Source organism: Hyphomonas sp., assembly GCF_036964145.1.
In the GTDB taxonomy this organism is placed as follows: Bacteria; Pseudomonadota; Alphaproteobacteria; order Caulobacterales; family Hyphomonadaceae; genus Hyphomonas.
Genome location: NZ_JBALUC010000001.1, coordinates 857343 through 880041, shown reverse-complemented (window position 1 = coordinate 880041; position 22699 = coordinate 857343). Strand labels below are relative to the sequence as shown.

The window sequence follows — 22699 nt, the reverse complement described above, 5'->3', positions numbered from 1 at the left end:
TCCACTCACCGGCGGCATGGCTTTGACTTTACGTCAATTTCCGTCTTTCTGGCGGCATGACAACGATATCATCCCCCACGACCCTCGAGACCGCCCAATCCTTCCTGCGTGAGCAGGCCGCCCGCATTCAGATCGACCCGCTGACCAATTCGGTGTTCGCGCTGGCCCAGACCCTGTTCCGCGATCTGGAAGTCGGAAACGCGAAACTGTCGGACCTGTCCAAGCTGGCCGATGAAGTTCATCTCGACCTTATCGAGGAGCGCGCCGATCGGTTCCGCGCCCAGCATGCCGGTGGCAGGGCCAAGACGGCCTGGGCCAGCCTGACCGAAGACCTGGAGACGCTCGCGGCTCAGGGGTTCGAGTCCTTCAAGGCCCGCGTCGAGCAGGCAACCGGCGGCATCGTGTTCACGGGCCATCCGACCTTTGCATTATCGAAGGATCTGCGCACAGCGCTCGCCGATCATGTGGTCAGCGCGACCAAGACCAGCCGCAACATGCTTATGCGCCAGATCCGCGCCGATTCCCGGCCGTGGAACCAGGCGATCAGCCTGAAGGGTGAGCATGACGAGGTGCAGGGCGCGATTGCCCATGCGGCCAATGCGCAATTGGCCTATGCAAACGTGTTGATTTCCGTTGCCCGCAAGGCATTCCCCGATGACTGGCGGTCGCTGAAGATCTTCGTGCCGACGCTGGCCTGCTGGGTCGGCTATGATCTTGACGGTCGGGCCGACATTCACTGGTCGCAATCCCTGACCTTCCGCCTGACCGAGAAAGCCGTCCAGCTCGGCCGCTATGCGCAGCAGCTGGAATCGATCAGCGGCAGCCAGAAGATCGGCCCGCTTGCCAAACTGACCCAGCGCCTGAAAACGGCGTCCGACGACACGGCGCGGCACGCCGCCCTGTTCGCTGCCAACCTGACTGATCCGAACAATCTCGTGCCGGCGGCCAATGCGCTGACCGAGCATACCAAGCGGACCGTGCTGGACGCGTCAGAAATCATCGACGTGCTGGACGGGGTGATCCCGACCGCAGAAGACAGTCTCGCCGCGGAGCTGATGGCGATCCGTGCGCAGGTCGAGGCGCTGCAACTGGGCACGGCGCGCATCCATCTCCGCGTAAATGCGGCGCAGGTGCGCACGGTAATCAATCGCGACCTGGGCCTCCAGACCGAAGACCGGGAGCTGGGCCGTGTCGCGCTCGCCGAACTGGCGCAAAAGGCGCGCAAGTCAAAACCCGTCCAGGTGAATTTCGCGGACCTGTTCCTGGAACAGTCGACGGCGCGGCGCCAGTTCATGATGTGCGCGCAGATCCTGAAACATATCGATTCCGGGTCGGTCATCCGCTTCCTGATCGCCGAGAGCGAGAACCCCGCCACCGTGATGGGCGCACTCTACCTCGCCCGCCAATATGGGGTGGACGACAAGCTGGACATCTCGCCCCTGTTCGAGACGCCGGAAGCGCTGGAGACCGGCGGCCGCTTTATCGAGCGCCTGCTGGAGGAGCCGGAATTCCTCGCCTATGTGAAACAGCGTGGTTATCTCTCCATCCAGCTCGGATTCTCCGATGCCGGACGGTTCATCGGGCAGGTCGCTGCCGACATGGCCATCGAGCGCATTCACAATCTGATCGCCCGCGCGCTGGCCGCAAAGGACGCGGATGTCGATCTGCTGATCTTCAACACGCATGGCGAAAGCATGGGACGCGGCGCATGGCCGGGAACTTTCGAGCAGCGCTTTGACCATTTTCTGACGCCGTGGACCCGCGGCGGGGCCCGCGCGCGCGGCCTGCAGCTGCGCCATGAGGTCAGCTTCCAAGGCGGCGACGGATTCCTGCACTTTGCCAATCCGGCGCTGGCCGAAACGACGATGGCGGCCTGGTGCAGCCATACGCTGTCTGATCCGGCCGACCGGACGAAAGACCCCTTCTATACGCGCACGGACCTTGTCTGGGATTTCTACCGGTCGCTCCGCGCCTGGCAGGAACGCCTGTTCGTGAACGCAGACTATGGCCGCCTGCTCGGCGCCTTCTCCAGCGGCCTCACCGTCAAGGCAGGTTCACGCCCGAAACGCCGCGCTGCCGGGCCGGTCGGCCCGCGCTCCCTGCGCGCGATCTCCCACAATGCGACGCTGCAACAGCTCAGCATGCCGGTGAACGTCGCCGCCGGCATCGGCTCGTCGCTACAGCGTGAGATGGAACGTCTGGTCGACCTGATCGACGACAGCCCGCGCATGAAGGGCCTGATCCTGCTCGCCACCCGCGCGCGCCTGCTGACCAGCCTGCCCGCACTGCGCGCCTATGCCCGCGTCTATGATCCCGGCGTCTGGGTGGCGCATTCAAAACTCGCCGAGCCTGACAAGGCGAATGCCTATCGCGCGGTCTATTATGCCCTGCGCAACAATGAGACGTCCGTCTCGATGAACCAGATTGCGAACTATATATCCGTAGACCTCGGAAAGTTTGACCGCCTTCTGGCGCAGCTCCAGAATTCGCCATCCCTCGAGGAACGCCATGAAGGCCGGCTGGATTTGCATGTCCTGCATGCCGTGCGTCAGGCCCTGATCATGAAGGCATTCTCGATTGTCGGCGGCCTGCCCCGCCTGTCCGAACGCCATGACGCCAGCAGCCGCGACCTCGTGCAGATGATTGCCGAATTGCGCATCAGCGAGGCGGTTGAACTGTTGCGGGAGATCTTCCCGCATTCGCGCGATCAGGATACCCCGCTGAGAGCGCTGACCGAGACCGGGAACGATACGAAGGGTCAGGCGAGCTATGGCTATGACCGCATTCACAAGGACATCATCGGCCCGCTGGATGATATAGACCGCATCCTGCACGGCATCAGCCTGGCGGTGGCGCACGCCTATGGCGCGTTTGGATAAAGACCCCAAAATTTAGGGCTTCATTTGGCGTTCATTTTGCCTATCATACGGTTGAGCTTCGGAATCTTTCATGATTTCCGGGCCTTGGCCGGATGAACCTGTTCGGCCCCATGCAATGATCCGCATAGTGATACAGGGGGGGACACATGCACGAAACTGACTTCCAATTGTGGCGGCAGTCCCAAGCCCGTCCCTCTTCTCGTTTTTCTTGCTCTTTATTTGATGAAACCGAGGAATGACAGGACACAATTGATGTACATTTCGAAACGACTTGCCCGGCTGAGTGTGACCGGCGCAATGCTAAGCCTCGCCCTGATCAGCAGCCCCGCAGCAGCGGAAACAAAGGACGCCGCGCCGGAAGCGCGCCTCACCCCCGTCCATACGGCTCTTCTCTACCACCAGGTCTCCGGCGAGCCTGCACCTGTGATCAACATGATGGCAAAGCCCCTGAACCTTCGGTTCGACAATGAATTCGAGCGTCGCCGCTTTGCAACTGAAGCCTTTCCGGCGTTCAAGGAGCTGGCGGATAATGTGCTGAAACAGCCCGCCTATTATGCTCGCTTCAGCGTGCGCCTTGATGATTATGACTTCAATGAAGAACGCTTTCCGCTGAATGGCGTTTATAGCGGCTCCATGTATTTCTACTATGATGCCGGCAAGGCCGGGTCTGAAGGCATGGACTATGCTGTCCGCATCGTGAACACGGACGAGATAAAGTTTCTCGATGCCCCGATGGCTGAAGCCGAAACCATGCTGAACCGCATGGACGGCAAGATCAGCGCCGAGATGTGGATGGTGCCGGTCGCGCCCGTCTCCGCGGGATGGATCAAGCTGAAGAATGATTACTACCGCACCGTCCAGATGAAGGCGACGGTCCTCAAACTGTTCGATGAGAATGGCGATCTGATTGCAGAGATCGAAAGCAAGTCTGCCAATCTGAAGAACAAGGCCAAGGCCGTAAAACCCAACCCGATCCGCGAACCGGAATTCTCCAATCCCTGGATGGCCGCTGACGCGCCAACCGCCATTCTTGATCACTACAAATGGTATATTGATAAGGCTTACAAGGTGCCGAATGCCGAGTATGGCGCTGACTCTTTCCAGGATGCCATGGAATTGGGCGGGGCTGTGTCCAGTGGTTGCATCGCCAAGTTCGGGTATTCCCAGTGCAATCGCCTCAGTTCAGCGCGCCAGCAGATGGTCAATCGGTGCACGAACACCGTGAGCGCTGATCGCAAGTCGGAGTGCTATCAGATCCGTTACCTGCCTTACTCGACCGAAGAAGCCGACTCCTATTCGAACCGGACGTCGGACTAGGCCCATCCCCTACCGGGCATCGCGTCATGCTTGCCGGGCGGACGCGATGCCTGACCCTGCATTCTGACGCGCAGGATCAGCGCCGCCGATAGGTCTGCACTTCCATGCAGACGAGGCATTTCTTCGCAACACTGTGGCGGATGCGCAAATAGAGCAGATTGTGCTTGCGATCTATCTGCACCCGGAATTGTGACAGGAAGTCCATGCCGAGGATCATGACCGGCTCATTCGCCATGCCGAGATAGTCGAACAGGGCAGGATCGGACACGACCATGTTGAAGCTGGCCATATCCACACCATCCAGTTCGAAGCGGGAGATGCGGGCGACATACATGTCATAATCGCCCCCCGTGATGCCGAGCAGGCGCTGGGTCTCTTCCTCATTGGTTCTCGTGCCGGCATGCGCTGCAAACGCAGAGTTCATGTAGGTGATGGTCGATCCCGTATCGATCAGAGCCAGCCCGCGTCGGCCATTAATGGTGACTCTCACGAAATAGAGACCGTTATGCACTTCCAGGGGACGCTTGCAGAGGATTTCCCGTGTCCGCCCCTCCGGACGCCGGTCATAGGCGGTGACGTGACCCTTGTCGAAATCGAAATCGACAACATCCCCTGTCAGGGCACTGATCGGCAGGACATTCCTGACGCCGCTCACGGCAATCTTGCGGTCGAGGGCGACCGGCACCTGTTCCAGCGCAATCGACCCGGCGCCAAGGCTGGGCAGGTCGATCAGGGGAAAGATTTCCGGCCCGCCAAGGCCGAGCACTTCCACGAATTTCTCTTCGCCTGGAACAATCCCGATCCCGGCCGAACGGGCCGTCGCCCCGCCGATCATGGGCAGGGTTGCGGCCGTGTCGATCACAGCTGTGGCGGTGATCCCCTCGGCAAAGGAGAGTTCCGCGATCAGCCGATCCTCGGAATCCATCTCGAACGGAATGATTTGCCGGGTGTTTGTGTTCGCTATGGCGGGCAGGGAAAGGAGCAAAAAGAGGCCGAGCAACAAGCTGGTCAGGGCAGCGTGCTGGATGAAACCGGACCGGGTGGCCCGTAATGCTGGCAATCCTCCCATGGATGCATCCTTTTCCCATATTATGCCACAAGCGGGCCTGCGGACAAAATGGGCGCCCGTTCAGCAATGGCCTTTGCAGTTTGCCGGCGACCCCCAAGAAAAACCCTCGCCCGAAAAACAGTTCGCCCCCATACCCCGACGTCACGACTAGTCTTACGCTTACGTGCGCGTAAACTTGGGAAAAGCGTAAACCCAAGGGAGATACCAAATGGCTGAGGCCTATATCATTGACGCTGTGCGCACGCCACGAGGCATCGGCAAAGTTGGCAAGGGCTCGCTGGCCCACCTGCACCCGCAGCATCTCGGCGCGACCGTGCTCGGCGCGATCCGCGACCGCAACAATCTCGACACCGCAACCGTCGACGATGTGATCTGGGGCACCTCCAGCCAGCGCGGCGCGCAAGGCGCTGACATGGGCCGCATGGCCGCCCTTGATGCCGGCTTTGACGTAAAGGCGTCCGGCGTGACGCTCGACCGCTTCTGCGGGTCCGGCATCACGACCGTATCGCTTGCTGCTGCGCAAATCATGTCCGGCATGGAAGACTGCGTCATCGCCGGCGGCTGCGAAATGATGAGCTACACGGCCGCCACGGCGGATCCGAAAGTGCCGCCCATGATGGACGCCGGCAACCTGCATTTGCGCGAACTGCACCCGCAATCCCAGCAAGGCGTGTGCGCCGATGCCATCGCGACGCTGGAAGGCATTGACCGCGAAGCCGTCGACCAGCTGGCCGTCACCAGCCAGCAGCGCGCCAAGCGGGCCATGGATGAAGGCCGTTTCGACAAGTCCATCATCCCCGTCTACAATCGCGACGGCACGCTGGCGCTCGACAAGGACGAGTTCCCGCGCCCCAGCACGACGATGGAAAGCCTGTCCGGCCTGAAGACCGTGTTCAACATGTTCATGGAAGTGCCGGTCGATGACCAGGGCAACACCTATGGCGCCATGGTCACGAAGAAATACCCGCAGCTGGAAGGCAAGATGACCCATGTCCACCATGCCGGGAACTCTTCCGGCGTTGTGGACGGCGCAGCCGCCATCCTCGTCACCTCAAAAGAATATGCCGACAAGAACGGCCTGAAGCCGCGCGCCCGTATCGTGGCCACGGCAAACATGGGTGACGATCCGACCCTGATGCTGAACGCCCCCGTCCCGGCCGCAAAGAAGGTGCTGGAAAAAGCCGGCCTGACCACGGACGACATCGATGTCTACGAAATCAACGAGGCGTTCTCGGTCGTGGCGGAGAAATTCATTCGCGATCTCAACCTCGACCGCGAGAAGGTGAACATCAATGGCGGTGCCATGGCGCTCGGCCATCCGATTGGCGCCACCGGCTCCATCCTGATCGGCACCGCACTTGACGAGCTTGAGCGTTCGGGCGGCCGCTACGGCCTGGTCACCATGTGCGCAGCAGGCGGCATGGCCCCGGCCATCATCATTGAACGGATTTAAACTTCCTCCCAGAAGCTTACTTACAATCTGTTCAATCCTCTCCCGGACCAGGCTTGCCTGGCCCGGGCTTTTTTTTACCCTTGGGACTGTCTGCAGTCATTCGGGAACACCGGGCTGGCTGAGGCGTTGCTTACACAGAAGCAACCCCAACAGGAGACTCATGCCTTATACCATCCAAGCTGAAACCAAAGACCTGACCACGATCGACGCACAGGGCGAACTGAATCCCGACTCCATGCCGGAGGCTGTCGAGCAACTGATGGAGCAGACTGACGCGGAGGATCCGGGCAGCCTGTTGGTCCGATTGCAGCATATGGATCTGGGCACGCTCCATACGGTCGCCAGCGACTGGTCCCGCAAGGCCGAATTCTTTGCCCTGCAAAAGCGCTTCGGCAAGGTGGCCGTCCTCACAGACCAGCCCTGGATACGCCAATCGGCGAAGATGCAATCGGTGGCCCTGCCCGATACCGAATTGAAGGTCTATGATCTGGCCGACGAGGCAGATGCCCGTGTCTGGCTGGAAAAAGCCCCCGCCGAAACAGAGCCCGCCTAGGGTCAGGCGCCCTCTGGGCGGATCGTTTCCCCATCTTCCTTGGTGAAGCTGGCGGGCGGATTGTCCAGCAATGCGAACACTTTTTCCGAGGGACGGCACAGCGCCGTCCCTTTTTTCGTAACCACAATCGGCCGGTTCACGAGGACCGGATGTTTCAGCATGGCTTCGAACAGAAGCGCATCATCGACGGCGGGATCGGTCAGGCCCAGCTCGTCTGCGGGGCTTTTCGAAGTGCGCAGGACATCGCGCGGGCTGAGGCCGGCAGCGCCGAGCAGACCCGCCAGTAATTCCCGTGTCCAGCCGCGCTGAAGATAGGGCACCACTTCGGGCTCTTCCCCGCTGGCCCGGATGATTTTGAGCACATTGCGGGACGTGCCACAGTCGGGATTGTGATAGATGGTGACACTCATCAGGCGGCCTCCCCAGACATCGCCCTCTCCAATTGCGCCAGATGGGGGGCGAGGTCCAGCCCCTGCGACGCGATCCAGGCTGGATCGTAATAGGTATCGAGATAGCGCTCACCGCCATCGCAGATCAGGGTCGCGACGCTTCCGGCCCGTCCTGCGGCGCGCATTTCCTTCATCAGATTCAGCGCGGCCCAGACATTTGTGCCCGTGGAGCCGCCGCAGCGACGTCCGAGCAGGCCCTGCAGCCAGTGGATCGTTGCGATGGAGGCTGCATCCGGCACGCGCATCATCCGGTCGATCACATTCGGCTGGAACGAGGCCTCGACGCGGGGACGCCCGATTCCCTCGATCCTCGATTTCGTCTCGATACGGATATCCGGGTCGCCGGTCTCGTAATGATCGTAGAAGACCGAGTTTTCCGGGTCCGCGACACAGAGCGAGGTCTTTGCGGCGATATCACAGCGATAGCGGATGAAACGGCCGATCGTGGCCGATGTGCCGCCGGTGCCGGCGCTCATCACCACCCAGTCCGGCAGGGCATGGGCCTCCATGGCCAATTGCGAGAACAGGCTTTCGGCAATGTTGTTGTTGCCGCGCCAATCGGTAACCCGCTCGGCATAGGTAAACTGGTCCATGTAATGGCCGCCCAGTTCCGCCGTGATCCGCTCCGCCTCGGCATAGATGTCGGCTGGCGCGACGGCGCGGGTTTCGCCGCCATAGAACGCGATCTGGTCGATCTTGCTGCGCGAGACGCCCTCCTGCACAACTGCGATGAAGCGCAGGCCCAGAAGGCGGGCAAAGTACGCCTCCGACACGGCAGTGGAGCCGGACGAGCTTTCCACGATCACTGTGTCCGGTCCGATCCAGCCATTGCAAAGCGCGAACAGATAGAGCGAGCGCGCAAGCCGGTGCTTCAGACTGCCGGTCGGATGCGTGGACTCGTCCTTCAGATAAAGCGTCTGGTCCGGAAATCCGGGCAGGTCCACCTTGATCAGATGTGTGTCGGCAGACCGGTTAAAGTCGGCATTGATGCGCTGCACGGCTTCGCGCACCCAGCGCCGCCTCTCCCAGTCGAGATGTGAAATGTCCAAGTCTGCCCCCTGCTCCGGCCGATCTGGAGGCCACCATAGAGGCTTGCCCCGGCAGGGCAATTGCAGCGCGCAGCCTTTGTCAGGCTCGCGGTTGTACCGCTTCCAGCACGGCGAGCAGGAGGGCCTCGCCCTCAAGGTCTTCCGCCGCCTCGCAGACCTGGTGCGGACGGCGCTTGTCGCGCGCGAGGTCCAGGATAGCGGGATGGATGTAGGAGGTTTTCGCGATAGCCGGCGTATTGCCCAGCGCATCCGCCGCCGCATAGGTAATCGCCTTCACGGTCACGCTCTCGGCATGGGCCAGCGCATCGACGGCGGCGACGCTGCCTTTCCATGTCCGGAAATCCTTGGCCGTGAAAGAGAGACCCAGCGTTTCCTGGATATACTCATTCACGTCCTGCGCGGCCGGCCGCACCTTGCGGGAGCGGAACAGGAACGCGCCCTTCTCTGCCATGAGCGAGTCGAGCGTCTTCGCCAGAAGCTTGTCGCGCACGGCGACGCGGCGGGGCGTACCGCCCTTGCCCTTATAGGCACAAATGATCTTGCGGCCTTTGATCTGGACATGCGACTTGCGCAGGCTGACCGCGCCATAGGTCTTGCGGCCCGAACGACCGATGCGAAGCGCGCCCCGGTCGAGCAGGCGGACAATGGCGGCAAGGCGGAATTCGCGCGGGCAATCCGAATAGATGAGATCATGGCGCACACGGCGGCGCAGTTCCGGCAAGGCATGGCCGAAGGCGATGAGATCATCGAACTTGGCCGAATTGCGCGCGGCCGACCAGGTCGGGTGGTAGCGGTACTGAAGGCGGCCCGCCTCGTCGCGTCCGGTGGCCTGGATGTGGCCACGCGGATTGGGGCAGATCCAGATGTCCTCCCAGGCGGGCGGCAGAACGAGCGCGCGGCACCGCTCGGCGCGCTTGCCCTTCAGGGTCTGGCCCTTGTCATCCTTGTAGGTGAAGCCTGTGCCGCACCGCCGCCGCGTCCAGCCGGGCTTCGACGGGTCTGACCGGACAAGGCCAATGGCCTCTGCCGTCACGCCTTCGCGGCAGAGCGTCTCCGGGTCTGAACTGAAGGGCATGGCGTGTCTCTCGGGCGATGAATGCCCGGATCAACGATCCATCTGTGGCGAGGGTTCCCGCGCCAGCGTGTTTGGGCTGAGACAGATTTCAGGTAGAGTAGCCGGAGGGGAGAACACCATGAAGAATTTGATTCTGATCGCCGCAGCGCTCGCGCTCATGTCTGGCTGCACCAGCCTGAACGAAGCCACCGAAACCCCTCCGACATATGATACCGAGTATCCGCCAGCGCTTGACGAGCTGAACTTCCAGAGCAACGGAAAGCGCCTGAACGGATTGATGTATGTGGCTGATGGCCCCGGCCCCCATCCCACCGTTCTGTTGCTGCATGGATTTCCCGGCAACGAGAAGAATCTCGATCTCGCCCAGGCCCTGCGGGCGGACGGGTTCAACGTCCTGTTCTTCCACTATCGCGGCGCGTGGGGCAGCGAGGGAACATTCTCGTTCACGCATGTGATCGAAGACGTGGCTGCCGCGACGGACTTCGTTCGCGCCAATGCGGAGACCTATCGGACCGATCCGGACAAGCTGATCCTGATCGGGCATTCCATGGGCGGCTTCGCAGCCCTCGCCGCTGGCGCGAAGGATGAAACCATTGCCTGCACCGCAGGGCTGGCTCCTGCGAATTTCGGCGTTGTGGCGAATGTTCTTGCGGCAGATCCCGACAGGAAAGCGGGCTTCATCGCCTATGGCGATTCCCTGCAGATGCTTGCGGGCACAGACGGCGCAACGCTGGTGAGCGAACTGATCGACAATCGCGAGGCGTTCGACGCCCTTACCTACGCCCCCAGCTTCGCGAACCGTTCGGTGCTGATTGTTGGAGCGGACAAGGATGAAGCCATCCCGCTGGACGCCATCGTCAGGCCGCTGATCGAAACCTACAAATCAGAGCCGGGTGTCGAGACCACAGGCGTAGTGCTTTCCGGCGATCACTCCTTCTCATGGTCACGAGAGGCCCTGATCGACACGGTTCTGGATTGGGCCGAAGGCTGCCGCTAGTTCGGGCGGTGCTCGTCGGCGTCGCCGCTCCAGAAGCGTTTGATGCGGCCCAGGAAGCCTTCGCTTTCCGGGTGGCAATCCGCGCCGGTGCAGTCGCAGAACTCGCGCAACAGCTCTTTCTGGCGGGCGGTCATGTTGCGCGGGGTTTCCACGAACATTTCCACGAACAGGTCTCCGGTATGGCCTGACTGGCGCACGGACGGCATGCCCTTGCCGCGCAGACGCAACTTGCGGCCTGTCTGGGCGCCTTCCGGCACGACGACACGGGCGCGGCCGCCATCAATGGTCGGGATCTCGATTTCGCCGCCAAGCGCGGCGGTCGCCATCGGCACGGGCGCGCGGCAATAGAGGTTCGGGCCGTCGCGTTCAAAAATGTCATGCTCGACGACATCAACGAAGATGTAGAGGTCGCCGCTCGGACCGCCCTGATCGCCGGGCTCGCCTTCGCCGGACAGGCGGATGCGCATACCGCTTTCGACGCCCGCCGGGATCTTCACCTGCAGCTTGCGCTCTTCGCGGACCTGACCGACGCCGCCGCATTCCTTGCAGGGTTTCTTGATGATCTTGCCCTTGCCGGCGCAGCGCACACAGGTGCGCTCCATCGTGAAGAAGCCTTGCTGGGCGCGCACGCGGCCATGACCGTCACAGGTCTCGCAGGTTTCCGGCTTGGTGCCGGGGGCAGCGCCGGAGCCGTCACAGCCTGTGCAGGGCACGGCCTGGGGCACATGAATGGTTTCTTCCTTGCCTTCCCAGGCCTCGGCCAGCGTGATTTCGAGATCGTAGCGCAGGTCTGCGCCGCGCTGTGGGCCGCCCCGGCGCCGTCCGCCGCCAAAGCCGCCCGCGCCGAAGACCTGGCTGAACAGGTCGGAGAAGATGTCTTCCGGATTGCCGCCCTGACCGAACGGATTGCCCCCGCCCCCGCCGCCATTTTCGAAGGCCGCATGGCCAAACCGGTCATAGGCCCCACGCTTCTGAGCATCGCTCAGGACAGCATAGGCTTCGCCCACTTCCTTGAATTTCTCTTCGGCTTCAGGATTCCCGGCATTCTGGTCCGGATGATACTTCATCGCCAGCTTGCGGTAGGCGGACTTGAGCTGTTTCTCGTCCGCGTCCTTGGATACGCCCAAAATCTCGTAATAGTCGCGCTTGCTCATGGAATGGCTATCGTCTTCCAGGATTGTCTCAGATCAGCCGCACATGTGGGGGACACGTGTGCGGGGTGCAAGGGAATGTCACAGATTGCGCCGCGTCAGGACCCGATTCAGCTGGGGCCGGTTTGCCCGGTCGGGAAAGACTGGACGCCCCCCTCGACGAGTTCCGGGCCGCCCGGCTGGATCTGCATGACGGCCAGCCCGCGCTCGGATGTGCCGTCAATGCGGAAGCGGAACAGGCCATTGACCCCGAAGAAACCGTCCGGATCGGTGACGCCGCCATAGGTGAGGCTGTCATCGGCAGCGAGCCGCACGGTCAGCGCCGCGGCGTCATAGGCGAGCGCAGCCAGATCGGTGGGCGCGCGGCCATAGATACGGCGATAGGTGTCGCTGAACGCGCTCTTGTTGCCTGGATCTGTGGAGGCGTAGAGGCCGCCGCGCAGGGTCGGCTCCCGCCAGATGCTGGAATCGTCCCAATAGGAGGTGCCGATCAGCTTCACCTGCCGCATGTCGACGCCATTATAGGGCAGCAGCGGCGCAACCGAGAGCAGCTTCACGCCGCGTTCCGGGATCATCACGGCCACACGGCCCGGACGTCCGGCCAGTTCGGTTTTGAGGACACTGGCAATCTGGCGCGCTTCGGCGCCGGCGCCGCTGCCCTCGCCATAAAAGGCAGACGCCGCCACGACAGCGCCAAGACGCGAGGCCTCGAACCGCATCGCGGCCTCGACCTGGCGGCCATATGCAGAGCGTGGCCCGAGGAAGACGAACGTGTCGACGCCGCGCGCCGCCACATATTCCATGACGCGGCGAACTTCCTCGTCCGGTGAAATCGAGGCGAGATAGGCGCCGCCGCCGGCCGCTGAGCGGTCATTCGAGAAGGCGATGACGGGAATGTCTTCCTCGCGGGCCATTTCGCGCACGGTCTTCACGTTTTCGCCGAAGAGCGGGCCGAGAATCACGTCCACCTTGTCTTCAAAGGCCTCATCGGTGCGGGCCTCCGCCACGGAGGTCTTTCCGGCCGTGTCCTTGGGGATAAGGAGGAAATCCTTGTCGGCATATTCAAAGAGGGCCAGCTCGATCCCCGCCAGCATGCTCTCGGCCTCGGCGCGGACATTGGCGTTCGGATGCGAGAATGGCAGGAGCACAGCGGCGCGCTTGATCTCGCGGCCCTGCATGAAGGGCGGGGTCAGCCCCCGGTCGCCACGAGCGCGCGAGGCATCCCCAAGGTCTTCCATATCGCCGATCTGGATGTCTTCGCCCGGCGTATCGCCCAGATCGCGCGGCACACCCGTGACGGGCTCCTCGCGGGGCTGTCCGGTGCCGATGGGCACTGGCTGGCGGGCGGGCGCTGTGGCACAGGCGGTGGCCAGAAGCAGCGATGCCAACAGAAGACTTGGCGTGGGAAGCTTCCTGAGCAATGGTTGAAGCAATGTCATCTCCTGATCCTTCTGACTCCGGGGCGATTCCCGCCTTTGGCGACTCTAGGCCCGGCCATCCCAAGGGGCAACCGGCTGTTTCTCTGGATCCGGGCCTGTATGTGGTTTCCACCCCGATCGGTAATCTGCGTGACATCACCCTGCGCGCGCTGGACGTGCTGGCCGCTGCCGATGAAGTGCTGGCAGAGGACACACGTGTCGCCGGAAAGCTGATGTCTGCGTATGGCCTTAAGGTGCGGCTCAGCCCCTATCATGACCACAATGGGGCGGAACGGAGACCGGGCCTGATCCGCGCGCTGCAGGGCGGCGCAAAGATCGCGCTGATCTCGGATGCCGGCACGCCGCTTGTGTCCGATCCCGGCTGGAAGCTTGCGCATGAAGCCCTGGAAGCCGGCGTGAAGGTCATCCCCATTCCGGGCGCCTCGGCCATGCTGGCGGGATTGGTCGCCAGCGGCCTGCCAAGTGACAAATTCCTGTTTGCCGGTTTCCTGCCGCCAAAATCCGGCGCACGGAAATCTGCCGCCGAAGCGTTGAAGGCGGTGCCGGGCACATTGATCTTCTATGAGAGCGGGCCGCGCCTCGCCGATGCGCTGGCAGACCTTGCCTCTGTGCTGGGGGACCGTGACGCCGCGGTGACGCGAGAATTGACCAAGATGTTCGAGGAAACCCGCCGGGGCAATCTGGCCGAACTGGCCGCGCATTATGCTGAAGCGGGCCCGCCGCGCGGCGAGATCGTATTGCTCGTCGGTCCGCCGGGGGAACATGAAGTGACACCGGAACGCCTCGACGCGGCCCTGCGCGACGCGCTGGATGGCCAGCCGACCAAGGCCGCCGCGAATGCCGTGGCCGAAGCTCTGGGTCTGCCGAAGCGTGAGGTCTACCAGCGGGCGCTGCAATTGAAGGCCGATGGCTGAGGGGCGCGCGCCCAGTGCCAAGCGCACGGCCGCCGAGAAGCGTGGCCGCACAGGCGAGCGTCTCGCCGCTCTCTTCCTCCGCCTCAAAGGCTATCGCATCCTCGCGCAGCGCGTGCGCACGCCAGTCGGCGAAATTGATCTGATTGCGGAAAAAGCGGGTGTGATCGCCTTTGTCGAGGTGAAGGCGCGCAGGCAGGCAGATACGGCCCTCGGCGCCGTGACGCCGCACTCCTGGCAACGCATCGCCCGCGCCGCAGACCACTGGATGGCCCGCCGCCCCCATTATGCAAATCATGGCTGGCGCTATGACATTATCGCCGTTGCGCGGCGGCGCCTGCCCGTTCACATCCGCGACGCCTGGCGGCCGGGGCTGGCCTAGGCTTTCGGCTGGGTCTTCGCGCGCTTGCGGTAGACGCGGGTCAGCGGGCTTTTGGCCATCGGGATGTAGCGGGATTTCTTGCCGACGATCCCGGACCGCTTGAAACCGATGCGCAGCAGGCTGAACACGGCCAGCGCGACATAGATGATCGCGATATACCAGAACAGCGTGGCCGGCTCGAATGCGTCCATGACGAGTGCGCCCGCCAGCGCCCCGACCACAGAACCGACCCCATACAGCAGCAGCAGGCCGCCGCTGGTGGCGACCGCCTTGCCGGCAGCCGCATGGTCGTTTGCATGGGCGCAACAAATGCCGAAGACGGGAATGATGAAGGCACCGAACAGAAAGCTGAAGCCCAGCAACGTATTGTCTGACAGCGCGGCAAAGCTGGCCAGCAGCACGGACGCCCCCGCGCCCAGCAGCGAACTGCCGACGATGACATAGCGGCGGTCCACCTTGTCCGACAAGGACCCCATCGGAAACTGGAACAGGCCCGCGCCAATGATGGCCGCGCTCATGAAGGCCGCGATCATGGCCGAGCCATAGCCGATTTCCTGCACATAGACCGGCGCCATGCCCCAGAAAGCGGCATTGGCGAGGCCTGTGGCGGCTGCGCCGACTGCGCCGACAGGTGAGACGCGATAGAGCTGCACGATATCGAGCTTGGCGGTTTCCAGCGGCGCAGGCGAATCCGACCGTGTGAGCGCGACGGGAACGAGTGCGATGGAAATGAGGATGGAGACCAGCACAAAGAGCTGGAAGCCTTCAGGCGGGGCAATCGCCAGCAGGCCATTGCCGATGGTCACGGCACCAAGGTCAACGATGCGATAGACCGACAGCACTTTGCCGCGGTTCTCGTTCGTGGCGCGCTCATTGATCCAGCTTTCCAGCACCATGGTCAGGCCCGCAAAGCTGAAGCCCGTGATGAAGCGCAGCACCGCCCAGGGCGCGGCATCCACGAACAGGATGTGCGCCAGCGCGCTGGAGGAGGCAATCGAGGCGAGCGCCACAAAGGCGCGGATATGGCCGACGCCCTTGATCATGCCCGGCACGAACCGGCAGCCAAGGATGAAGCCCGCATAATAGGCGGACGCCAGCAGGCCGATCACGGCCGTAGGGAAGCCCTCAAGGTCTCCGCGCACGGACAGGAGCGTGCTTTGCAGGCCATTCCCGGCATACAGAATGGCGGCAGCAAACAGGAGGGCAGCGATGGCGGAGATAGATTTGAACATTCCGGCCTCGTGAGCGCGAGCGTTTCAGAGCGGGCGGGGGGAGATTGAGCGAACACGACACAGGAAGCGACGTTCCGACGGCGCCTGTAGAAATCCCGCCCCTGACTGTCAATTGCCGGACGCAGGCCCATTTTCATTCACTTGATACGACGATGCAACCCGGCTGCGCCCGGCCCGTTGGGCTTGCAGCACAACCCGACGAGGAAGACGAACATGGCTGGCCTGCTGGTGGACGGAAACTGGACGCAAAAAGACGAATTCGCGGAGGATGACGGCAAGTTCAAACGCGAGGATTCGGCCTTCCGGAACTGGATTACGGCGGACGGCGGCTCCGGCCCGGACGGTCAGGAGGCTGTGAAGGCCGAGGCCGGCCGGTTCCATCTCTATGTCTCCTATGCCTGCCCGTGGGCGCACCGCGCGCTGATCTTTCGGCACCTCAAGGGCCTTGAAGACCTGATCCCGGTCAGCGTGGTGCACCCCCACATGCTGGACCATGGCTGGGAGCTGAAGGATGATTTCCCCGGCGCCACCGGAGACCCGCTCTACGGCAAAAGCTATCTGCATGAGATCTATACGCGCGCCAAACCGGACTATTCCGGCAAAGTCACCGTGCCGGTCCTGTGGGACACGCAGGAAGAAATGATCGTGAACAATGAGAGCGCGGAAGTGATCCGCATCTTCAATTCGGCGTTCAACGAGATCACTGGCAACACATCCGATTTCTACCCCGAAGCCCTGCGCGGCGAGATCGATGAGGTGAATGCACGCGTGTATGAGCCGGTGAACAATGGCGTCTACAAATGCGGCTTTGCCGAGTCACAGGAGGCCTATGACGAGAATATCACGCCCCTCTTCGACACGTTGGACTGGCTGGAAGCGCGCCTGTCGGACGGCCGCGATTTCCTCGTCGGCAACCAGCTGACCGAAGCCGACATCCGCCTGTTCACGACGCTGATCCGGTTCGATCCGGTCTATTTCGTCCACTTCAAATGCAATCTGAAAATGATCCGGCAGTATGACGCGCTGAACGCCTACCTGCAGCGCATCTACGAGATGCCGGAGGTGAAGCCGACCGTGAATTTCGACCATATCAAGCAGCACTATTATTATTCTCATAAACACATCAATCCGTACCGGATCGTACCACAGGGACCGCGCGACCTGGTCGCCAGCTAAGCGCGGCAGATTGGCCGCACCCCGTATTTCCCCTGATTGCGGCGCGCCGGATTGCGCGCGTAACTGCCCATCCGCTCGAAACACAGGAGAGCGACATGGATGGGAATTTTCCGATTCCAGAACTGGCTGGGGGACAGGCAGATGCCGCCTTCCGCGCAGATGTGGACGCCTTCCTTGATGCCGAGCTGACAGACGAGTTGCGCGCGGCGGGCCGGGAGACGACCGGCCTGAAATCTGCGCGCTGGGCGTGCGAGGCCTGGCGCAATCGGATGAATGCGCGCGGTTGGTTCGCGCCCTCCTGGCCGGTCGAGCATGGCGGGGCTGGCTGGAGCGCCGAGCAGCGGCTCTATTTCGAGAATGCCTGTGCGGCGCGCGATGCGCCCATCGTGATGAATTCCGGCGTGCGCACCATTGGCCCCCTCATCATCGCCGAAGGATCAGACGAACAGAAGGCGCACTATTTGCCCGCGATCCTGAACGGCGAACATGAATGGTGCCAGGGATTTTCCGAGCCGCAGGCCGGATCGGACCTCACCGCGCTCTCCCTGCGGGCGACGCGGGAGGGCGGCGAGTTCATCCTGAACGGCAGCAAGGTCTGGACGAGCTTTGCGCACTACGCGACGCACATGTTCCTGCTGGCGCGCTGTGAGCCGGGCAGCACCGGCCGCGAGGGCCTCGTCTTCCTGCTGGTCGAAATGCACCGCCCCGGCATCCGTATACGCCCCATCGACTTCATCAGCGGCGAGCATGAAACCAACGAAGTCTTCTTCGACGAAGTCCGCACACCGGCCGCCAACCGGATTGGCGAAATCGGAGACGGCTGGCGGGCCGCCAAGGCGCTGATGGCCATTGCCCGGTCGAACAATACGACGACTGGCCTGCTGCGCCGCGCCCTGAGGGCGGCCCAGCGCGGGCTGAAGGGCCGCGCCCTGCCGCGGCAATTGTCGCAGCTCTCCATGCAAGTGGATAATTTCGAAGCGCTGGAAGCGCGCGCGTCGAGTGGCGAGATGCCGATCAATCCGGCAGCCGCGTCATCGGTGCTGAAAGTGCTGGCGACTGAGCTGCACCAGGCGATCACCGAGGCCGGGCTGGGCCTCTCGCCTAACAATGACTTCGCGCAGGCGAAATATCTCTCCACGCGCGCAGCCACAATCTATTCCGGCACGAGCGAGGTCCACCGGAACATTCTCGCCCATGCGATTGGCTGTCCCTAGTCGGAAGCGGCTTCGATGATCTCGGCGAGGGGCAGGTCTGCTGCCTCGATACCGGCATTGCCGCACGCTTCATCGAAAGCCGATGGCGCACCGGAAACGCCGACGCCGCCGATCAGCTCGCCACTCTCCAGATGGATCGGCAGGCCGCCGCGCCACGTCGCAACGTCTCCTGGGCCAACGCCCCAGTCAGCGGTCATTGCTGTGGCGAAGCCATACTTGCCGGCGGACTTGCCCTTCCACATGGCGATGTCGGACACGCCGGCGGAGGCGTCATCCATGCGGGCGAAGGCGCGAAGATTGCCATGCTGGTCATAGACCGCAACGGCGACCGCTTGCGCATTCGCCTCGGCGTGTTCGATGCAGGCTTTGACAATTGTGCCCGCCGTTTCCAGCCCCATTGTGGGCTTGGCCTCCTGTGCTTCCGCCACCAATACGGCGGCGCAAGTCAGGGTGGCGGCAATCAGTGTTCGGCGCATGATACGTCCCTCCCATTATTGTGAGAGGCAAGGCTAGACCGTCCGGCAGAGCTTGGCCAGACAGAACTCAGACGAGCGCGTCATCCTTTGACCTGGCCCCAGCTGTCGCCCGGTCATAGACGAATTCGGCCCCGGTCAGGTCGATGCTCGGAATTTCTTCCCGCTCCTGCCAATAGTCCTGGGAATGCTGCCAGATATAGTTGGAGCCACGCTTGGGCATCATGTGAAGCGAGCGCATCATGTAGCCGGGATTGAAATTGTCCGTGTCCATCCAGGGCAGGATGTCCATGCCCTTGTCTTCCTCGCGCAATTCGACGCGGACTTCCTTCGCGCCGGTCTCGTCCATATGCTTTAGGAGGCGGCTGATGAAGTCGCCCATCAGATCGACCCGCAGCGTCCAGCTGGCGCGGAAATAGCCGAAGACCCATGCCATGTTCGGCACGCCGGTAAACATCATGCCGCGATAGGTGACAGTCTGGCTGAAATCAATCGGCTCCCCATCCTTGGAGAATGGAATATCTCCGAGGACGGACAGGTTGAACCCTGTCGCCGTGATGATGATATCCGCCTCAAGTTCTTCGCCGGATTTCAGCAGGATGCCCTTTTCAGTGAACCGGTCGATATGATCGGTCACAACGCTGGCCTTGCCGCTGGCGATGCCCTTGAACAGATCGCCGTCCGGCACGAAGGCAATGCGTTGCTGCCAGGGACGGTAACGGGGCGTGAAGTGCGGATCAATGGGATAGTCAGGCCCGAGGAATTCGCGCACGCCTTTCAGCAAATCCTCCTTGACGGCGTCCGGCGCGGTTTCGGCAAGATGGGTGAATTGCGCCTGATCGAACAGGACACGGCGGCGCACGATCTCGTGGATCCACTCCTCGTCAATCTTCAGTTCGCGCAGTGCATTGGCGAGTTCGTTCTCGTTCCGCCCCGGAATGAAATAGGTCGGAGAGCGCTGAAGCAGCGTGACATGCTCACATTCTTCGGCAATCGCGGGCACCACCGTCGCCGCCGTGGCGCCTGACCCGATACAGATAACCTTCTTGCCTTTGAGGTCGACATCTTCCGGCCAGGTCTGGGGGTGGATGATCTGACCCCGATAATCCTCCATCCCTTCCCATTCGGGCGTGTAGCCTTTCTCGTGATTGTAATAGCCTTGGCACATCCAGAGGAAATTGGCGGTGAAATACACGGTCTCGCCGGTATCCTCGCGCTTCGCTGTCAGCGTCCAGACCTTGTCGGCCGACGACCAGTCCGCCCCGATGATGCGGTGACGGTACCGGATATGGGGGGCGAGGTCATTGTCCTCGATCACTTCGCCCATATAGGTGAGAATTTCCTGCGCGGTCGCGATCGGCGCGCCCGTCCAAGGCTTGAAGCGATAGCCAAACGTGTAGAGGTCACTGTCGGAGCGGATGCCCGGATAGGTGTGCGTCCGCCAGGTTCCGCCGAAATCTTCCTGAACTTCAAGGACAAGGAAGCTCTTTCCCGGCGCCTGGTGCTGCATGTGCCATGCGGCGCCAATGCCCGAAATACCCGCGCCGACAATCAGCACGTCGAAATGTTCCGCAGCCTTGGCAGTGGTTGATGATGTCATGTTTTCCTCCCGTGCGCCGGGCCTTTTTTGAAACCCTGATCTTCGCAGGCTTCATTGAACCAGCTGCTTTTCCTCATAACACTAGGGAAATGCCCCTATTGTAAGACGTGACCTCGCGGCAGGGCACGGGCTGCAGGCAATGCCTTCACCTTGCCCAATTCATTGGGCATTTAGCTTGCTGACAAACCAAATTCAGGTATCTGGAAGTTATGGCGAAATCACCACGCAAACCGCCTGCAAAGGCTGGCAAGGCGGGCGGCACCCGGGCCATCAAGGTGCCGAACTCACGCTTTGGGTTTCTCGGCACGCGCGCCGGGCGGTATCTCATGCTGGTCATTCTGATTGTCGTGCTGGCGGGCGCCGGATGGGCTGTCTGGAAATGGCGCTCGCTCTATTTCGGCATGCCCAGCCTGCCCCCTGTGGCGGAATTGTGGGAGGCCAAGCGCGAGCCAGCCATCGAGTTCGTTGACCGTGACGGCAACACGCTGGACGTCCGCGGTCCCCGCTATGGCCGGGCGACCGATATCAGCCGCCTGCCCGCCCACGTGCCGCAAGCCTTCATTGCCGCCGAGGACAAGCGCTTCTACGAGCATGATGGCGCCGATGATGCGGCCATCGCCCGCGCGGCCTGGTCCAACATGCGGGCGGGAGAGACCGTGTCCGGCGCCTCGACCATCACCCAGCAGCTGATCAAGAACCTCGTGCTCGATAGCCGCCAGACCATGTCCCGCAAGGCACAGGAAATGAAGCTGGCGCGGGAACTGGAAAAGAAACTGAGCAAGGATGAGATCCTGACGCTCTATCTGAACCGGGTCTATTTCGGCGCGGGCCTGTACGGCATCGACGCGGCCTCGCGCTATTATTTTGGCAAACCGCCGGAAGGCTTGTCCGTGCCGGAAGCCGCTCTCCTCGCTGCCCTGCCCAAGGCGCCGTCGAAGCTCAATCTGCGTGACAATCTCGAAGGCGCGAAAGCGCGCCAGCTCTACGTGCTGGAGCAGATGGCCGATCTTGGCTTCATCACGGCGGAGGAGGTCACCGACGCTATCGAGACCGACATCACCATCATCGACGCGCCGGCGTATAACCCCCAGCTGGGCTACGTCCTCGATACGGTCGCAGACCGGGTGACTCTGATGCTGCCCCGGCCGCCAGGCGACATGGTCGTCACCCTGTCACTCGATGTCGAGTTGCAGGAGAAGATCCGCACCAAGCTGAACGAGCGAATGGAAAAGGACGGCAAGTCCGCAAAGGCGTCGCAAGCCTCTGCCATCGTGATCGACCGTGACGGCCGGGTTGTCGCCCTTGTGGGCGGCCGCGACTTCACCGAATCCGAATTCAACCGTGTGACCCAGGCCAAGCGCCAGCCCGGCTCCAGCTTCAAGCCCTTCGTCTATGCCGCCGCACTGGAGAACGGGTTCTCACCCTATGACGTGTTCGAAGACGCCCCGCTTGCCATCGGCAAATGGCGGCCGGAAAATTATGGCGGCGGGTTCCTCGGGCCCATGACCTTGAGCGAAGCCCTGGCGCGCTCAACCAATACGATTGCCGCGGAGCTGACGCAGGAAGCCAGCGAGGAAAGCGTCATCGGCATTGCGCGCCGCTTCGGCATCACCACGCCGCTGCAACCCTTTCCCTCCATTGCCCTCGGCAGCCAGGAAGTGTCGCTGTGGGAAATCACCCGCGCCTTCGGCACCTTCCAGTCGGGCGGCCTGCGCATGGACCCGTGGCTGATCGAGAAGATCGAGAATTCGCGCGGCGATGTGCTCTATACGCGCCCCGACTATAATCGCGACCGGGTCTATGATCATGAGCTTGCCGAGCAGATGAACGGTATGCTGGCCCGCGTCGTCAATGCCAAGTTCGGCACAGGCCGCCGCGCGCGGTTTGGCAATTGGGTGGTCGCCGGCAAGACCGGCACCAGCCAGGACTGGCGCGACGCCTGGTTCATCGGCTTCACCAACGCCTATGTCGGCGGCGTCTGGGTCGGCAATGATGATGACAGCCCGATGGCACGTGTCTCCGGGGGCGGCCTGCCGGCCGATCTCTGGTCGGACATCATGGAGATCGTCCATGCGGGCATGCCCCCTGAGCCGCTGCTCGGTGCAGAAGCGGGCATCGAAATGACCGAAGCGGCCGAAGAGCGGGTCACCTTCTATCGCGGCATGGCGCAGGCCTTTTCGACGGCATCCAGCTCGCGCAGTGGGAACAGGAATGGCGTCCGGGTCATCCGCCAATAGAGCCGGTATGATGGCCGGGCCTTTCCCGCGCCATGCAAACCCA

The 22699-nt window shown here is 62.4% G+C and carries 19 protein-coding genes; 10 read left to right on the top strand and 9 right to left on the bottom strand.

From position 1 onward, the window contains the following. Positions 1-56 precede the first annotated feature (56 nt). On the top strand, positions 57-2879 hold the full coding sequence (locus tag V7660_RS04345; RefSeq protein ID WP_335601901.1) for a phosphoenolpyruvate carboxylase: 2823 nt from the start codon (positions 57-59) through the stop codon (positions 2877-2879). A gap of 252 nt (positions 2880-3131) precedes the next feature. Then, positions 3132-4196, top strand: coding sequence for a hypothetical protein (locus tag V7660_RS04340; RefSeq protein ID WP_335601900.1), 1065 nt, complete (start codon positions 3132-3134; stop codon positions 4194-4196). Positions 4197-4272: 76 nt separating this feature from the next. Here V7660_RS04340 and V7660_RS04335 read toward each other — a convergent pair whose 3' ends face one another. Then, positions 4273-5265: a pepsin/retropepsin-like aspartic protease family protein gene (locus V7660_RS04335; RefSeq protein WP_335601899.1), complete on the bottom strand. Its 993-nt coding sequence runs from the start codon at positions 5263-5265 to the stop codon at positions 4273-4275. Between the two features lie 208 nt (positions 5266-5473). On the opposite strand from V7660_RS04335, the gene V7660_RS04330 reads away from it, so the two are divergent. Both V7660_RS04330 and V7660_RS04325 read left to right on the top strand, forming a co-directional pair. Continuing rightward, positions 5474-6718: an acetyl-CoA C-acetyltransferase gene (locus V7660_RS04330; protein ID WP_335601898.1), complete on the top strand. Its 1245-nt coding sequence runs from the start codon at positions 5474-5476 to the stop codon at positions 6716-6718. 160 nt (positions 6719-6878) lie between these two features. Continuing rightward, positions 6879-7271 (top strand): STAS/SEC14 domain-containing protein, encoded by a 393-nt coding sequence (locus V7660_RS04325; protein WP_335601897.1) that lies wholly within the window; start codon positions 6879-6881, stop codon positions 7269-7271. Positions 7272-7273: 2 nt separating this feature from the next. Here V7660_RS04325 and arsC read toward each other — a convergent pair whose 3' ends face one another. The 3 genes from arsC to V7660_RS04310 all read right to left on the bottom strand — a co-directional run bounded on the left by arsC (position 7274) and on the right by V7660_RS04310 (position 9844). Then, complete coding sequence (arsC, locus tag V7660_RS04320) at positions 7274-7681, bottom strand: arsenate reductase (glutaredoxin) (protein ID WP_442910013.1); 408 nt, start codon at positions 7679-7681, stop codon at positions 7274-7276. Beyond that, positions 7681-8769 (bottom strand): PLP-dependent cysteine synthase family protein, encoded by a 1089-nt coding sequence (locus V7660_RS04315; RefSeq protein ID WP_335601896.1) that lies wholly within the window; start codon positions 8767-8769, stop codon positions 7681-7683. The genes arsC and V7660_RS04315 overlap by 1 nt, the downstream gene beginning before the upstream one ends. 79 nt (positions 8770-8848) lie before the next feature. Next, entirely contained in the window at positions 8849-9844 is a 996-nt protein-coding gene (locus V7660_RS04310; RefSeq protein WP_335601895.1) for a DNA topoisomerase IB, read from the bottom strand. 118 nt (positions 9845-9962) lie between these two features. On the opposite strand from V7660_RS04310, the gene V7660_RS04305 reads away from it, so the two are divergent. Next, complete coding sequence (locus V7660_RS04305; protein WP_335601894.1) at positions 9963-10841, top strand: alpha/beta hydrolase family protein; 879 nt, start codon at positions 9963-9965, stop codon at positions 10839-10841. On the opposite strand, the gene dnaJ is transcribed toward V7660_RS04305, so the two are convergent. Continuing rightward, a complete protein-coding gene (gene dnaJ / locus V7660_RS04300; RefSeq protein ID WP_335601893.1) occupies positions 10838-11995 on the bottom strand; it encodes a molecular chaperone DnaJ in 1158 nt (385 codons plus the stop codon). The two genes, V7660_RS04305 and dnaJ, sit on opposite strands and share 4 nt — an antisense overlap. Positions 11996-12102: 107 nt before the next feature. After that, positions 12103-13431 carry a penicillin-binding protein activator gene (locus V7660_RS04295; protein ID WP_335601892.1) on the bottom strand — a complete coding sequence of 443 codons (1329 nt, stop codon included), beginning with the start codon at positions 13429-13431 and terminating at the stop codon, positions 12103-12105. On the opposite strand from V7660_RS04295, the gene rsmI reads away from it, so the two are divergent. Next, positions 13425-14345 carry a 16S rRNA (cytidine(1402)-2'-O)-methyltransferase gene (gene rsmI / locus V7660_RS04290; RefSeq protein ID WP_335601891.1) on the top strand — a complete coding sequence of 307 codons (921 nt, stop codon included), beginning with the start codon at positions 13425-13427 and terminating at the stop codon, positions 14343-14345. The two genes, V7660_RS04295 and rsmI, sit on opposite strands and share 7 nt — an antisense overlap. Continuing rightward, the gene (locus V7660_RS04285; RefSeq protein WP_335601890.1) at positions 14338-14724 is read left to right on the top strand and encodes a YraN family protein; all 387 of its coding nucleotides are present in this window, start codon (positions 14338-14340) and stop codon (positions 14722-14724) included. The genes rsmI and V7660_RS04285 overlap by 8 nt, the downstream gene beginning before the upstream one ends. On the opposite strand, the gene V7660_RS04280 is transcribed toward V7660_RS04285, so the two are convergent. Then, positions 14721-15956 (bottom strand): MFS transporter, encoded by a 1236-nt coding sequence (locus tag V7660_RS04280; RefSeq protein WP_335601889.1) that lies wholly within the window; start codon positions 15954-15956, stop codon positions 14721-14723. The genes V7660_RS04285 and V7660_RS04280 overlap by 4 nt on opposite strands. A gap of 213 nt (positions 15957-16169) precedes the next feature. Here V7660_RS04280 and V7660_RS04275 point away from each other — a divergent pair, with 213 nt between their 5' ends. Next, positions 16170-17132, top strand: coding sequence for a glutathione S-transferase family protein (locus V7660_RS04275; protein ID WP_335601888.1), 963 nt, complete (start codon positions 16170-16172; stop codon positions 17130-17132). A 95-nt stretch (positions 17133-17227) separates the two neighbouring features. Then, positions 17228-18346 carry an acyl-CoA dehydrogenase family protein gene (locus tag V7660_RS04270; protein ID WP_335601887.1) on the top strand — a complete coding sequence of 373 codons (1119 nt, stop codon included), beginning with the start codon at positions 17228-17230 and terminating at the stop codon, positions 18344-18346. Here V7660_RS04270 and V7660_RS04265 read toward each other — a convergent pair. Then, positions 18343-18822 carry a GlcG/HbpS family heme-binding protein gene (locus tag V7660_RS04265; protein WP_335601886.1) on the bottom strand — a complete coding sequence of 160 codons (480 nt, stop codon included), beginning with the start codon at positions 18820-18822 and terminating at the stop codon, positions 18343-18345. The two genes, V7660_RS04270 and V7660_RS04265, sit on opposite strands and share 4 nt — an antisense overlap. A 67-nt stretch (positions 18823-18889) precedes the next feature. Further along, positions 18890-20419, bottom strand: coding sequence for a flavin-containing monooxygenase (locus tag V7660_RS04260; protein WP_335601885.1), 1530 nt, complete (start codon positions 20417-20419; stop codon positions 18890-18892). A gap of 209 nt (positions 20420-20628) precedes the next feature. Here V7660_RS04260 and V7660_RS04255 point away from each other — a divergent pair, with 209 nt between their 5' ends. Further along, the gene (locus tag V7660_RS04255) at positions 20629-22656 is read left to right on the top strand and encodes a transglycosylase domain-containing protein (RefSeq protein ID WP_335601884.1); all 2028 of its coding nucleotides are present in this window, start codon (positions 20629-20631) and stop codon (positions 22654-22656) included. Positions 22657-22699 lie beyond the last annotated feature (43 nt).